The sequence below is a fragment of the Reichenbachiella sp. MSK19-1 genome, assembly GCF_003590315.1.
In the GTDB taxonomy this organism is placed as follows: domain Bacteria; phylum Bacteroidota; class Bacteroidia; order Cytophagales; family Cyclobacteriaceae; genus Reichenbachiella; species Reichenbachiella agariperforans.
The window spans coordinates 645,090-660,543 of record NZ_MIER01000016.1; the positions used below are offsets into that span (position 1 = coordinate 645,090).

General features: G+C 43.2%; 10 protein-coding genes. 6 read left to right on the forward strand and 4 right to left on the reverse strand.

From position 1 onward, the window contains the following. Positions 1-46: 46 nt before the first annotated feature. The 5 genes from BGP76_RS15365 to BGP76_RS15385 all read left to right on the forward strand — a co-directional run bounded on the left by BGP76_RS15365 (position 47) and on the right by BGP76_RS15385 (position 9,032). A complete protein-coding gene (locus tag BGP76_RS15365; protein WP_119845332.1) occupies positions 47-2,284 on the forward strand; it encodes a TonB-dependent receptor plug domain-containing protein in 2,238 nt (745 codons plus the stop codon). Continuing rightward, positions 2,277-3,110 carry a DUF4249 family protein gene (locus tag BGP76_RS15370; protein WP_119845333.1) on the forward strand — a complete coding sequence of 278 codons (834 nt, stop codon included), beginning with the start codon at positions 2,277-2,279 and terminating at the stop codon, positions 3,108-3,110. Before BGP76_RS15365 ends, BGP76_RS15370 begins: the two co-directional genes overlap by 8 nt. 39 nt (positions 3,111-3,149) lie before the next feature. After that, positions 3,150-4,694, forward strand: a complete 1,545-nt coding sequence (locus tag BGP76_RS15375) for an aldehyde dehydrogenase family protein (RefSeq protein WP_119845334.1) — start codon at positions 3,150-3,152, stop codon at positions 4,692-4,694. 118 nt (positions 4,695-4,812) lie between these two features. Next, positions 4,813-7,716, forward strand: a complete 2,904-nt coding sequence (locus BGP76_RS15380) for a two-component regulator propeller domain-containing protein (RefSeq protein ID WP_158584291.1) — start codon at positions 4,813-4,815, stop codon at positions 7,714-7,716. A 47-nt stretch (positions 7,717-7,763) separates the two neighbouring features. Next, positions 7,764-9,032, forward strand: a complete 1,269-nt coding sequence (locus tag BGP76_RS15385) for a hypothetical protein (RefSeq protein WP_119845336.1) — start codon at positions 7,764-7,766, stop codon at positions 9,030-9,032. Positions 9,033-9,079: 47 nt separating this feature from the next. Here the strand turns inward: BGP76_RS15385 and acs are convergent, their stop codons facing one another. Next, positions 9,080-10,975: an acetate--CoA ligase gene (gene acs / locus BGP76_RS15390; protein ID WP_119845337.1), complete on the reverse strand. Its 1,896-nt coding sequence runs from the start codon at positions 10,973-10,975 to the stop codon at positions 9,080-9,082. A gap of 191 nt (positions 10,976-11,166) precedes the next feature. Between acs and BGP76_RS15395 the strand changes: the two genes are divergently transcribed. Continuing rightward, the gene (locus BGP76_RS15395) at positions 11,167-12,336 is read left to right on the forward strand and encodes an AIR synthase related protein (protein ID WP_099600115.1); all 1,170 of its coding nucleotides are present in this window, start codon (positions 11,167-11,169) and stop codon (positions 12,334-12,336) included. A gap of 200 nt (positions 12,337-12,536) precedes the next feature. On the opposite strand, the gene BGP76_RS15400 is transcribed toward BGP76_RS15395, so the two are convergent. The 3 genes from BGP76_RS15400 to BGP76_RS15410 all read right to left on the reverse strand — a co-directional run bounded on the left by BGP76_RS15400 (position 12,537) and on the right by BGP76_RS15410 (position 15,408). Beyond that, positions 12,537-12,983: a KTSC domain-containing protein gene (locus tag BGP76_RS15400; RefSeq protein ID WP_073121231.1), complete on the reverse strand. Its 447-nt coding sequence runs from the start codon at positions 12,981-12,983 to the stop codon at positions 12,537-12,539. Between the two features lie 629 nt (positions 12,984-13,612). Continuing rightward, a complete protein-coding gene (locus tag BGP76_RS15405) occupies positions 13,613-14,887 on the reverse strand; it encodes an O-acetylhomoserine aminocarboxypropyltransferase/cysteine synthase family protein (RefSeq protein ID WP_119845338.1) in 1,275 nt (424 codons plus the stop codon). A gap of 137 nt (positions 14,888-15,024) precedes the next feature. Then, positions 15,025-15,408 (reverse strand): nuclear transport factor 2 family protein, encoded by a 384-nt coding sequence (locus BGP76_RS15410; RefSeq protein ID WP_073121229.1) that lies wholly within the window; start codon positions 15,406-15,408, stop codon positions 15,025-15,027. Positions 15,409-15,454 lie beyond the last annotated feature (46 nt).

The following is a 15,454-nucleotide window of genomic DNA, read 5'->3' on the forward strand; positions in this document are numbered from 1 at the left end:
TTTGGAAACCTCAGCCTTTTTTGGTTGAGGTTTTTAATTTTATAGCATGAGTAAGCTTAGCCTTTTCTTCTTTGCTTTTGTGTTACTGTTTTCATCTCAAAGTATGATGGGACAGACGATTCTAAATGGACGAGTGGTTGATGATGAAGGGATAGCAATACCTGACGTATTGATATCCACCAATACCCAATCTACTGTGTCAGATGATGATGGCTTTTTTGTGCTTTCGATCAGTAACGATTCTCTTTTGACTATTACTCACGTTAACTATGAGAGCAAATACATTGTTGCAAGGAAGAGGAAGGAGACTATAGTCGTTGAGTTAAAGTTGAAATCACGGCAACTGGAGGAAGTTAGCATCGTCGATGAGTCAAAGGTAGCTTCGGATAGAGTAGACCTTCATGAGATTAGCAGGATGAATGTGCTCTTCGGAGAAAGTGATGTCATTAAGTATCTCGTGACATTGCCAGGGATCGCTAGTATCAATTCTTTTGATGCGGGTATTTCGGTGAGAGGAGGGAGCACCACAGAAAATGCCTTTTTGGTGAAGGGCATGAGAATAGCGGACCCTACGCATATTACCTCTTTGGTCACGGCTTTTGATCCTTATGTACTGAGTAGATCGACCGTGTATAAAAGTGGTTTTCCCTCCATGTACAATGGGAGGTTGTCAGGGTACGTGGATATGAATAGTGAGACCATTGAGATCGAGGAGGTAGAGGCAGAGCTTTCTGTGGGGATTATATCTTCATCGGCCAAGGTTGCGATTCCTATCGGGAAGGGTGGGAATAATCAGATTAAATTTTCTGCGAGACAGACCTATCTACATCTAATCTCTACAATGTACAACCGTAAGTCCAAGACGGGTACATTGCCCAAGTATGGTTTTCAAGATTACTCTTTGAGTTACCATGGCCGTATTAGTGATAAGTGGTCCCTGTCAGCTTTTGGTTTGGTGTCAGGAGATGAGTTGCCATTCGAACTAACCCAAAATGATAATCAGCATATGCAATGGAACGCACAGTCTGCTGTAGTTTCTTTGGATAGAAAACTCAAGAGAAATGGTTCGCTGAAAATACTGGGAGGAGTGAATGGTAACGAATCAGTATTTGAACAGGATTCAAATGACCAATATATCTCTTCAGAGGCGAACAATCAGTCTGTCTCCGTACGTTGGGATCAGCCTCTGACCCAAACATTTGCTTATCATATGGGCTACAGCTATGAGCGGAATGATTATAGCCTGTCGAAAAACGAACGGGACGAAAGCATTTCGAATAATAGCATGCAGAGCCTGTACGGGGATTTGATCGTCTTCCCAAATTTAAACTGGGTATTGACCGGAGGGATTAACATGACTTATTATGAAGGTCTCAGGTCTTTTTATGATGTTTCCCCTCGCGTGAAGGTTGAATATCTCTTAGATGATTTGGAGCTGTGGGTAGATTATGCACGTACGCGACAGTACGAGGAAAAACTCCCTTTTTTCGCGATTAGAAGTCCAATGGATATCCCTGTACCCTTAGGCGATAACAACCAGTCTGCCCGCTGTGATGCGGTATCTTTAGGTGCTAAGTATGAACTACTGGAAGGGTTAAAACTTACTTCATCTGTCTTCTTTAAAAGGCTGGATTATATAAAGGATTTCAGTGCGAGCAGCCGGTCCAATTTGGAATTTGAGTACATAGAAATGGTAGAAGGGCAAGGGCATGCCTATGGAGTAGAAGCAGAGCTAGTATGGACGCACCAAAAATTGTCAGCTGGTGTGAATTATACCTATTTGGAATCAAAAAGACAGTTTGATGAGATCAATGAAGGAGATGTTTTTAGTCCACCTTTTGATATTACCTCTAGTGCTGGCGTCAGTCTGTCCTATGCGCTCAATCGACATTGGTTTATGTCGGCTTTTTGGACTTATACTTCGGGTATCTATGTGACTGTTCCTGAAGGGGTGGCGGTGGCCAAGGACATCACCAATCCAGGGACTACGGTTAACTATGTGCCGATATATGGTGATCGCTATTACTACCGCTTACCAGCGCGTCACCGTCTTGATTTGGGAATTAGCTATAGGCGGCCTGTTAAGAACAAGCACGCTATCAAATTTTCAGGAGGTACTTATAACACCTACAATCACAAAAATGTCGATTTTATTTATCTAGAAGCGGAGCAAACCAGCACCTATTTGGTTTCTTTCGTCCCCAAGAGTAGAATGGTTTTGCCTTTTGTTCCTTATCTCTCCATTACTTTTTACCTGAGCGAGAAAGGAGGGCAAAATGGTTAGTAGGCATGGTTGGGTAGTTTTGGTTTTTATGTGCTGGGCTTGTGATTTCAATAGAGAATTAGAGACGCCCTATATCGAACCTCATGACCAGTACTTTGTGGAGTGTTATATGCGCCCTGATGAACTGTATAACCTTACGGCTACAGAGGTCTCCCCTATTTTCGAGGAGTATATTTTAGATTATTCCCTAGATTTTGATGTTTATATCATAGATCAAGACACGGTAGAATTGCGACAGAGTCTATTCGTAGAGCCTGAGACGGGGTATATATACAACTATGGCAGTGGTCACAGACTGCCAGAGAATATAGCGGGAGTTAGTATGTTAGTGATCAGTCCGACCAGGGATACGATTCGTGCGTATAGTCGGGTTCCAGAACAGATATTACTCGATACAGCTTTTTTGATTCACAACCAGGTCAACATTGCATTTTACACTTCGGAGGATTCTGAGGATAATTATTACATCTATTACTTGAATTATGACGTGCTAAATCATTCGGGTGCTCAGATTAAAAAAAGTGAGGTTGCCTATTTAGATTTTCATGATTATTCGGAGCGAGTGTTAAAGCAGTCTTCTTTGTCAGGAGATTCGTTAGATTATGCGGATGAGGTGCAGGTAACGTTGATGCGAGTGACACGCGAGAATTTTCTCTACCAGAGGTCCCTACAGGATGCGAAAAATGCTAGCAAAGACAATGTAACCTATCCAGCACCACTGGAAGGAAATATAGAGAATGGAGTGGGGATTTTCACCTGCTATACAGAGGATATACGTCGACTCGTTGCGCATGAGAATGTCTCAGGAAACAGCTTGCCATTCTAAATGTTTTGATAGATTTGTTAAAACATAAAAACCCAAATTATGTCAAATCAATACGGAATAAAAGAGGCCATCGATAGCCTCGGATTATCACCTGCCGAACTAGGTAGCAGTACTGGTAGCACTTGGATCAAGAGTACTGGCAGTGAAATATCATCTCATTCTCCAGCAGACGGTCTCCTGATAGGGAAAGTTCAGGCTGCTGATGAGAAGACCTATCTTCAAATCAGAGAGACAGCTCAAGCGGCTTTTAAAGCTTGGCGACAAGTGCCAGCACCTAAGAGGGGCGATGTAGTGCGCCAGCTAGGTGATGCCTTGAGAGAAAAGAAAGAAGCACTTGGCAAATTGGTGTCTTACGAGATGGGAAAATCCTATCAAGAGGGACTCGGAGAAGTACAGGAGATGATCGATATCTGCGATTTTGCGGTGGGTCTTTCTCGACAGCTCTATGGATTAACCATGCACTCTGAGCGACCAGGTCATAGAATGTACGAGCAGTATCATCCGTTAGGGATTGTTGGGATCATTTCGGCATTTAACTTCCCAGTAGCTGTTTGGGCTTGGAACACAGCTTTAGCTTGGGTGTGTGGTGATGTGGCTATATGGAAGCCAAGTGAAAAGACTCCACTCACGGCCATTGCGTGCCAAAAAATTACTGCAAAGGTATTTGCTGAGAATGACGTACCCGAAGGGGTAAGCAACCTCGCGATTGGTGATGCGCAGATTGGCCAGTTGCTGAGTGCCGATAGTCAGGTGCCACTCGTGTCGGCAACAGGTTCTACCCGAATGGGCAAAGCTGTGGGAGAGACAGTAGGCAAGCGTCTTGGACGCGCATTGCTAGAGTTGGGTGGTAACAATGCCATCATTATTACACCAAATGCGGACTTGGATATGTCACTCATCGGGGCGGTATTCGGAGCAGTTGGCACTTGTGGCCAGCGTTGTACTTCGACCCGTCGATTAATTATTCATGAGGATATATTTGATGAGGTAGCTAGCAAATTGAAGAGTGCCTATGCTCAACTCAAAATTGGGAATCCACTTGATGAGAAGAACCATGTTGGTCCCTTGATCGATACGTTAGCGGTCGATATGTATGAGCAGTCTATTGCAAAAGCAAAGGCTGAGGGAGCCAAAATGATAGTGGACGGAGAAGTGTTGACAGGAGACGACTATGCTTCAGGATGCTATGTGAAACCTGCGATTTTTGAAGTTAAAAATGATTATGAGATCGTGCAGCATGAAACCTTTGCGCCGATACTTTATTTGATTCGCTACAAAGACCTAGATGAAGCGATTGCTATTCAAAACGATGTGCCACAAGGGCTTTCGTCAGCGATAATGACACGCGATATGCGTGAGTCCGAGCAATTTTTGTCCTATGCAGGTTCTGATTGTGGGATTGCCAATGTCAATATAGGAACCTCAGGTGCTGAAATAGGTGGTGCATTCGGAGGAGAAAAGGAAACAGGAGGAGGTCGTGAGTCTGGTTCAGACGCCTGGAAAGTCTATATGCGTAGACAAACTAATACGATTAATTATACCAACAATCTGCCATTAGCTCAAGGGATTAAATTTGAGTTTTAATAGCGATTTTCACTAATACTCTAGGGCTTAGGTGCTTTTTAATTAAATTAGGAAACACTTAAGCCCTATGTGTCTACAGCAGCTGTACATTCGACGAGTTTTTAACATATGCGTCCTAATGTTTTTAGGGGTGCAAATGGCTGTGGCTAAATTGGATTCCCTGTCTATTCAAGCACCTCGGTTGAATTTTCATCATATAGATGGCTTGAATAATAATAAGATTACGGCGTTTTGTCAAGATCATGATGGTTACATGTGGATAGGAACCTATAATGGCCTACATCGATATGATGGACAAAATTATCGTCTTTTCTTGCATAACGGAGATTCGAGTGCTCTCAAATCTAGTCGTATAAAGTGTTTGTTGGAAGATTCCCGAAAGACCCTCTGGGTAGGATCTATGGATGGCCTGTCCCGTTATGTACTAACGCAGGATAGGATTGAGACTATAGAAGTAGAACAGCGTTATTTTCCAGATTTACAATCCCCTAATATTATTCTAGATTTTGTAGAAGATCCTGAGAGAGCGCGCTTGTTGGTCGCCTCTTTTACCGAAGGGTTGTTAGTCTATGACTATCGATCAGATCGTTTTTATCCCTATTTTGAAGCAGGGAATGAGGCTCCATTGTTTAATTATGCTTTTAGTAGTTTAGAACTACGTGCACTGGCTCTTGATCATAAACACCAAAGACTTTGGGTTGGAAGCAGTGCTAAGTACTTAAACTACCTAGATCTAGAAACGGATGAGGTGGGTGAAATAGGCCTACTAGATGAAAATGGGCATGTAGTAGAAGATATTGTCTCATTAGAGATTGTGAATGAAAATAATCTCTGGGTAGGCACATTAGAAAAAGGAGTATTTGTTATTGACATTAGTAAAAAAAAGCCAGTGGTACTCCGTCATTATTATCACGATCGTGGTGATCCCTTTTCGCTCAGAAACAATTTTGTTACCCAGATATACTTGGACAAAGAGAAAAGGATTTGGGTATGTAATGATAATGGAGGGTTACATCTATACGATGCACAGATAGATGGGTTCCATAGCTACATTCCTGATAGTAGTCCTAATTCTATTACCAATATATCTATTCGCTGTGTTTACCAAGATCAGCAAAACCGTCTATGGGTAGGAACGGCATTAGAAGGGGTCGATATAGTAGACCCGCTATTGTATAAATTCCAGCACCTTCAAAAGACCTATTCCCAGAAGGTTAATTTGAGTAACAATATTATTCGAGATTTTTACGAAGATAGCGAAGGGCGTATGTGGATTGCTACAGATGGAGGTGGTGTTAATATTTTTGACCCGATAGATAAGACCGTTGAAGTATTGAAGTGGGAAGAAGGAAAAAACCATAGCTTGTCTTCGGATGCTGTCCTTACAATGCTGGAAGTGGAAGAGGGAGAGGTTTGGGTAGGAACTTGGAAGGGAGGAATTAATATCATAGATGAAAAGACATTAGAGGTTTCTTTCTTTCAGCCAGAAAATGGCGCACTAAAGAGTGTTTTCGAACTAATTCAGGATAAAGAAGGGATGATCTGGGCGACTAGTTTTGGTCAAGGAGTACAGCGTATTGATCCAACTACTGGACAAGTGAAAAGCTATCTACATGATAGAAAAGATCCAAATAGTCTAAAGAGCAACTTGACATTTGCTCTTTTTGAGGATAGTCAGGGCAATATTTGGGTAGGAGGAGCGACTAGCGGACTCTATATATTAAGACATGAAAACAAGGGGAGTGGAAAGTTTGAACAACTTCAATTCAAGACTGGTAGGCCATTAGATATAGCGAATGATTGGGTGGCTCAAATATATGAAGGCAATGATCAGAACATTTACTGTGCTACTTCATCAGGACTCATAAAAGTTGATCCGGAGACGATGCTTTTTGAAAATGTAATTAAAGGTAAGCTGCCAAGTCATGATATTCGTTCCATATTACAAGATAAAAGGGGTAGATTTTGGATAGCCTCTGTAAATAAGTTGAGTCAGTACGACCCGTTGGCAGATAGTGTTATTAGCTACACTTATAGAGACGGTTTACAAAATGATGAATTCACAAAAAATGCCGCTTATATCTGTCAAGATGGGGTGATTTATCTGGGAGGAACTCAGGGGGTGAATTATTTTGATTCAGAAAATATCCCTTTTAATGAATGTCCACCACAGGTACATATTACAGGTCTAAAATTATTTAACAAAGTGGTTGAGCCTAATGATTCCACAGGGCTGATACAGGAGCACATTAGTACGGTTGATGAAATTACTTTTGACAATGATCAGTGGCGTTTTACTCTGTCCTACATTGGGCTGAACTATACAAGTCCAGAGTATAATGCTTATGCATTTATGCTAGAGGGGTTGGACACGGATTGGAATTATGTAGGAAATCAGAAAGAAGTAACCTACTCGCATTTGCCTTTCGGTCAATATGTTTTTAAAGTAAAAGCCGCTAATAACGATGGGGTATGGCAAGAATCTCCAGCGTCGATACGTATCATTATTTTACCTCCGTGGTGGTTGACATGGTGGGCCATTTCGGCAGTAGTGATTTTGGCGGGGTTGATTATTTATGCTTTTATTAGATGGAGAATATTTAAGATTTCCATCAGAGAGCAGCAGCTCAAGGTGATGGTGAAAGAGAGAACAGCACAGCTTAGCGAGAAAAATAATGAGTTGAAAGACCTTAATTTAGCGATTACTGATCAAGCTGAGGAGTTAAAGGCATACAACGACGCCCTCAATGAAATGAATGAAAAGCTAGAAGAGCTGGTCGAGATACGTACGCAAGAGATTAGAGATAAGAATAGCAAGCTGACCAAGTTTGCTTTTGACAATGCACATCGGGTACGAGGGCCATTGACTCGGATTATGGGACTTATGAGTCTGATCAAAAAAGAATCAGAATTCGACCAGCGTGAATTTTGGATAGAAAAAGTAGCCGAAGCATCCCATGAAATGGATGATATCACTAGAGATATGGGAAGTGAGATCGACGAACACCTCAAAGAGGAGTAGTTGAGTTTTGATTAGTATTGCCTCTTATTTTTACCAACTATTATATCATGCGCCGTTTCTTAGGGTTATTTTTTTTGCTGTCTAGTCTAAGGGCCATTTCACAAAATGATTTTAGAGCAGGTTATATTATCAATCACCAACAAGATACTATTTCAGGATATATAGATTATCGAGGCAACAAAACAAACTCTGAGAAATGCTTTTTTAAATCAGAGCTAGACTCAGAAGATAAGGTTACCTATACGCCCCAAGAGATCCAGTCCTATCGTTTTATAGACAGTAAATATTATGTTGCTCAGCGTGTCGAAACCAAAGAGGGTTCGAAGATGGTGTTTACAGAGTACTTAATAGACGGGATTGTAGATTTCTACTATTATTTTGACTCAGAGGGTGGGCATTATTTGATTGATTGTGATGGGGAATTGAGACCTTTAAATAATGAGGAGGTAGAAACCTATGAAAATCATCATACTTACAAAAGTGAGAGCAAGGAATATGTTGGATTATTGAGATACGCCTTTAGAGATAGCCCTACGTTGATGCGAAAGGCAGGTTCTAAACCTCTAAATCACAAGAATTTAATTAACCTAGGGAGTCAATACCATGCAGAGGTCTGTGCTGACGAATCATGCATAGTGTACGAGAAGAAATTACCCGCAGCTACAGTCAATTTTGGTCCGCTCATAGGTGGGCAGCTGGTTTGGTTAAAGAGTGGTGAAAATGCTTATCGAGACGCGTCACGTTACTTAAACGGAAATACCTACTCTTCAAACCCTTACGGCCTAGCGGGTCTATTTGTTAGGATCAATCTGCCTAACTTAGATGAAAGAGTATATTTTCAATATGAGATTAGTTATCAGAGATGGACTGCTTCTAGTCTTAATGTTGAACATCTCGAAATTTATGATATTGATCGCCGTAATTATATTGTCTTCGATAACCAGATGGTTAGCAATTCGTTGGTATGGCGGTTTCATTTTCCAAACAAAAAACTTAGACCGATACTAGCGGCAGGTGTCTTTATGGATTTTATAGTTGACCAAGATGGATACCGCGATCAGACTATTCACTATCATGATGGAGGTCCCTATGACGGGGAGGTATTTTATTACCCAACGGGTAGATATGAACTGAGTTCATCTAATGTCGGGGTTAATTCTGGTATTGCTTTTGGATCAGGCTTAGTGTACCAAACCGCGAAAAAACGAGAGATTCATATGGATCTAAAATATCAGCTGGGACTCGGTTACTTTGGAAAGATGAGTTCTCACCAATTATTGTTCACTCTCGGGTATGGTTTGATAAAGAGGAAATAAAAAACCACTGCCTTGATGTCTGGCAGTGGTTTAGTATGTGTTGATTTTTACTGCGCACCCTTGATGATCTCATCGACTACTTCTGGGTTGAGTAGTGTGGAGGTGTCACCTAGGTTTGAAGTGTCCTTTTCGGCAACCTTTCTCAGGATTCTACGCATGATCTTACCGGATCTGGTTTTTGGCAATCCTGATACGATCTGCACCTGGTCTGGCTTGGCGATTGGCCCGATGATTTTGCTGACCGTAGCACGAATTTCCTCTTTGAGATTCGCTTCCGTGCGTCCTTCCATATCACAGATCACATAGGCGTAGATACCTTGCCCCTTGATGTCGTGTGGGAAACCGACCACTGCCGATTCGATGACTTTTGGGTGCTCGTTGATGGCATTTTCTACTTCGGCTGTGCCCATTCTGTGTCCAGAGACATTGATGACATCATCAACACGCCCTAGGATGCGGTAGTATCCGTCTTCGTCTCTTTTAACTCCATCTCCAGTGAAATACATCCCCTTATACGTGGAAAAGTAAGTGTTGATGCAGCGCTCATGATCACCGTAGGTCGTGCGTATCATTGAGGGCCAAGGGTGACTGATGCACAGGTTGCCTTGTACGCCGTTACCTTTCAGTATGTTGCCATCAGGATCTACGATCACTGGACGGATGCCCGGTAGTGGTAGAGTTGCATAGCCAGGTTTGGTAGGAGTGAGTCCCGCTAGTGGAGAGATCATAATTCCTCCTGTTTCTGTCTGCCACCACGTATCGACGATTGGACATTTTCCCTTGCCGATATGGTCATGATACCAGTGCCATGCTTCTTCGTTGATGGGTTCGCCTACCGTACCGAGTACTTTGAGTGAGTCCAGTTTGTAGGGTGTGACCGCTTCTAGCCCATATGCCTGTAGGGCACGGATGGCTGTAGGCGCAGTGTAGAACTGATTGACCTTGTACTTGTCAACGATCTCCCAAAATCTACCTGCATCGGGATAAGTAGGTACCCCTTCGAACATGATCGTAGTAGCTCCTGTGAGTAAGGGGCCATATACGATATAGGAGTGTCCTGTAATCCAGCCGACATCTGCGGTACACCAGTAGACATCATCGGTGTTGTATTGAAACACGTTTTGGAACGAATACTGGGTGTAGACCATGTAACCTCCCGTAGTATGAACGACTCCTTTGGGCTGTCCCGTCGAGCCAGATGTGTACAGGATGAAGAGCATGTCCTCTGAGTCCATTTCTTCGGCCTTATTGTTGGCGTCTACTTTGGCCACTTCGTCATGCCACCATAGGTCTCTGTCTGCCTTCATGGTGACAGGTGTCTTGGTGCGCTCTACGACGATGACTTTTTCGACTGTTGTTGTTTTTTCTAGTGCTTCGTCCACGACTGATTTTACGCCGATGGATTTCGCTCCTCTGAAGTTTCCGTCTGAAGTTAAGACCATTTTGGCCTCACAGTCGATGATACGGTCTGCGAGTGCTGACGATGAAAAACCAGCAAATACTACAGAGTGTACCGCACCGATACGGGCACAGGCCAGCATCGCAATGGCCGCCTCTGGGATCATCGGCATGTAGATGATAACGCGATCGCCTTTTTGGATGTTGTTATTGAGCAGGACGTTGGCAAATTCACACACCTTCTGGTGGAGCTGCTTATAGGTGAGTGTAATGTTGTCCTCCTTGGGGTCATTGGGTTCCCAGATGATGGCGGGCTTGTCTCCTATGGTGAATAGGTGGCGCTCAAGGATGTTTTCGGTGATGTTGAGTTTTCCGTTGATGAACCATTCTGCTTTGCCCTTCTCAAAATCTGATTCTACTACTTTGTCCCATTTCTTTCTCCAATAAAACTGATTGGCTACTCTCTCCCAAAAGGTGTCGGTATTGGCAACACTCTTTTCGTAGGCCAAAAAGTATTCACTGAGGTTTTCTACTTTGCTTAACATGTATAATAATTTAGTCTCGTTTTTTAAGAAAATAAATATACTTTCTTTTCCATCAAAACCTAAGAAGTATTAGCTAGGAAGGGTCAAAATGATGCTTAATGTCTAAGATTAGATTGATAATGAACTCGCTAGAATCAGAGAGCAAAAGAGATAGTTTATTAGCTTTGCGGCATTATTCATAGCTCGATACCATGGACGAAAGATATATGCAGCGAGGCGTGTCGGCCTCTAAAGAAGACGTACACAACGCCATCAAAAACATAGACAAAGGGGTATTCCCAAATGCCTTTTGTAAAATCGTCCCTGATATGCTCGGTGGTAGCGAGGACTACTGCAACATCATGCATGCCGATGGTGCAGGGACCAAGTCGTCTTTGGCCTATATGTATTGGAAAGAAACGGGTGATCTGTCGGTCTGGAAAGGGATCGCGCAGGATGCAGTCATCATGAATACCGACGATCTGCTGTGTGTAGGTGCAGTCGACAACATCTTGCTCTCGTCCACGATAGGTAGGAACAAAAATTTGATTCCGGGCGAAGTGCTCACCGCACTGATCGAAGGCACAGAAGAAGTCCTCCAGATGCTCCGTGACAATGGTGTGGATATCAAATCTACGGGTGGTGAAACAGCTGATTTGGGTGATCTCGTACGCACCGTCGTAGTAGACAGTACCGTCATCGGCCGCATGAAAAGAGCCGATGTGATCAGCAATGAGAAAATCAAAGGCGGTGACGTCATCGTCGGACTAGCCTCGTATGGACAGGCCAACTATGAGACTGAGTACAACGGCGGTATGGGTAGCAACGGATTGACTTCTGCGCGCCATGATGTCTTCGCCAAGAAGTACATGGAGAAGTATCCAGAGTGTTTTGACCCATCTGTACCAGCTGAGCTGATTTATTCTGGGAGCAAAGATTTGCTAGACAAAGTAGAAGGCTCACCGCTAGACGCAGGTAAACTCGTCTTGTCACCGACCAGAACCTACGCGCCTATCATCAAAAAGATACTGGAAAGCTATAGATCACAAATCCATGGTATGGTACACTGTAGCGGTGGCGCCCAGACCAAAGTACTACACTTCGTCAATGATGTACATGTGATCAAAGACAATCTCTTCGAGATTCCTCCGCTGTTCAAGCTGATTCATGAGGAGAGTGGTACGGACTGGAAAGAAATGTACAAAGTCTTCAACATGGGGCACCGTATGGAACTCTATGTACCAGAAGAGCTAGCGGCAGAGATCATCGCCATTTCGGAATCCTTCGGCGTACCTGCTCAAATCATCGGTCGCGTAGAATCCTCCGAAACCACCAAAGCCACCATCAAAACGGTGAACGGCGAGTTCGAGTATTTGAAATAAGACATGGGTGAACTGTGCGTACTCCAAGGGTTTAGAAAAGCCCCACTTTGCTGTATGGAGAACTTTCGGATGGGTAGCGAAAAGGTTAGTGCCCTCATGTTTGGTGTTGGTTTGTGATACACAGCCCCTTTCTACCAACAAAAAAATCCCATCAGCCTGAGCTCATGGGATGTGGTGTTTTCAATCTCTAGAAGAACGCCTTAGTCCTGTACTTGGTCTTTTTTAGACTTTCTGTAGAGGTAGGCATTGAAGATGTTTCGTTTGGCAAAGCGGTAGGGCTTGTCTGCGTTGACTAGCTTGGCATACATGTTTTTGTTGACCCCAAAGTATTCGTAGGTCGTGCCATCCATGAACGAGACCTCTAGCAACAGCCCTTTGTGCTTGAAGTCTGCTATACCAGATTCGGTAGTCGTGACCGTGTATTCGGCGAGATTGGCCTCTTTGGTCTCTGGCGCGATGCTCACGAGAAAGTGGTACGCATCGATGATTTGCTGACTTTTGAGCTCAGCAGCAGCCTTTTCAGTTTCATCTTGGAACTTGTCTGGGTGCCATTCTTTGACCAGATTTCTATAGGTCGTTTTGAGTTGCTTCAGATCAGTGTCTGGAGCTACATTATACAGTTTTCGATACTCGTTGACGCGCTTCATATGGGGCTTTTTTTCTATCCAGCCGCAAAGCTAGTGATTAAACCCTCATAATGCATCAGAAAATCTAAATCCAACCTAAATACCTTTGAATCAGTTCTTTTATTGCTAGAATTAGCATCATAAATCCTATTCATGTCTCTTATAAAGAAACAAATCTATTAATGTTTTCAGCTCAGGTCTTGAAAGAAAAGGGATCACTTCGTTATTCAACGATTCGTTGTTCGAAATCCGTTATTGTTTTTTTTATAAAATAATCACCTATTATGAGTCTTTGAGGTAATATTTAAATGATTGGAATAATGAATATCGAATGCTCAATATCAAATATTGATTTTTATTTCCAGACATACCAACTGATCCATAAAAGGGGTGAATAAGATATTTCACGTGAGTAAAGGGCTGTTTTCATGAAGTACCCTTACCTCGCACCAAAGCTTGCGCAAGCTCAGGGCAATGGTTGTACGACCTTTGGTACGAGCTTGCGCAAGCTCAGAGGTGTTGTTGTACAACGTTTACCTATTTGTTGTGCAACCTTTCAAAACCATTGGGGGAAGCTAGAACTTTTTAAAAAAGAAAACCTCTGTGCCGAAATACATTTTCGACACAGAGGAAGGCAGTTATTAGGGGGATTATTTGACTGTCGCAAAGGCCTGATCTAGATCAGCGAGTATATCGTCTATATGCTCGATTCCTATACATAGCCTTAGCAAGTCCTGTGTCACGCCAGCCTTCGCTTGTTCCTCGACAGACATCTGTCGGTGTGTGGTGGATGAAGGATGGCAAGCCAGAGATTTGGTATCACCAATGTTGACGAGACGTTTGAACAGGTTCAATGCATCGTAGAACTTCTCTGCTTTTTCATATCCTCCTTTGATCCCAAAGGTCATCAGTGATGAGGGTTTGCCATCACAGTATTTTTTTGCCAAGTCGTGATACTCACTAGAGGGTAAGCCGCCATATCTCACCCAAGATACTTGGTCGTGTTTTTCTAGGTACTGAGCGACAGCCATAGCATTTTGACAATGGCGCTCCATCCGTAGACTGAGGGTTTCTAATCCCTGCATTAGCTGAAAAGCGGCCATGGCTGATAGTGCTGATCCAGTGTTGCGCAGTGCGACCGTTCGTGTACGAGCGATAAATGCCGCTGGACCGAAAGTTTCGTTGTACACTACGCCATGATATGCCGGCTCAGGATTGCTAAACATCGGGAAGCGATCAGTGTGCTGATCCCATGGAAACTTGCCACTATCTACGATTACACCACCGAGCGTAGTACCATGTCCTCCGACATACTTGGTCAGTGAGTGAACAACCACGTCTGCACCATATTCGATAGGGTTGATGATTGCTGGCGAAGCGACTGTATTGTCGACGATCACAGGGACACCCTTGGCATGAGCTGCTTTTGCAATAGCTTCTATGTCTGTGATATTTCCTGCTGGATTTCCGATAGACTCACAGTATACTGCTTTGGTTTTGTCATCGATCAGTTTGACGATATCTACAGCATCAGATGACTCAGCGAAGCGCACGTCGATTCCTTGTTTGGGTAGCATGTGTGCAAAAAGCGTATAGGTTCCTCCATATAGCTGTGGAGTAGAAATGATATTATCTCCTGCTTCGGCGATATTTAGAATGGCGTAGTTGGCTGCTGCACTGCCCGAACTAACGCACAAGGCAGCCACACCTCCTTCTAAAGCAGCCATGCGCTGCTCTAGTACGTCCACAGTTGGATTCATGATGCGGCTGTAGATATTGCCAGGTACTTCTAGGTTAAATAAATCTGCCCCGTGCTGGGCATTGTCAAATTCGTATGCTACAGTTTGGTAAATCGGTACAGCGACAGATTTTGTAGTGGGCTCGGTTTCATACCCTCCATGGATACTGATGGTTTCTTTTTTCATGCTTGTTTGATTTGCTGAGTCGATAGTGCTCAGGTCGAAATTATTTGATGATAATAAACAGACACTTTATAAAGTGTCTGTGAAAACTACGTAATTCAGATTATAAAGTCGGAAAAAAATATTCATTTTCGAATTAACTAGTACATCGTATTCCCATTTGCAGAGACTCTAGGGATTTGTTGGATTGCGTCCCAGTGCTCTACTATTTTGCCATGCTCGTCAAAGCGAAAAAAGTCCATGGTGACATATTGGTCGTCATCAGGCCAGACTTGATGGGTATGAAGTGATACAAGATCTCCCTCTGCGATCGCTCGGACGAACTGGATGGATTTGTCTGGATATTCGGCGTGCATTTTTTCGAAGTAGGAGATGAAGGCCTCTTTGCCGTCTCCTACAGCTGGGTTGTGTTGAATATAATGCGCTCCTGTATATAATTCTGTGGCCTTGCGAGGATTGCCTTCATAGGCCATTTGATAAAAAGCGATGGCATTGGACTTGTTAGTTTCTAGGGTGTTGGGCATGTGTTTTTTAGAAGGATAAAGTTTTATAGTAGTATTTTGGTTCCCC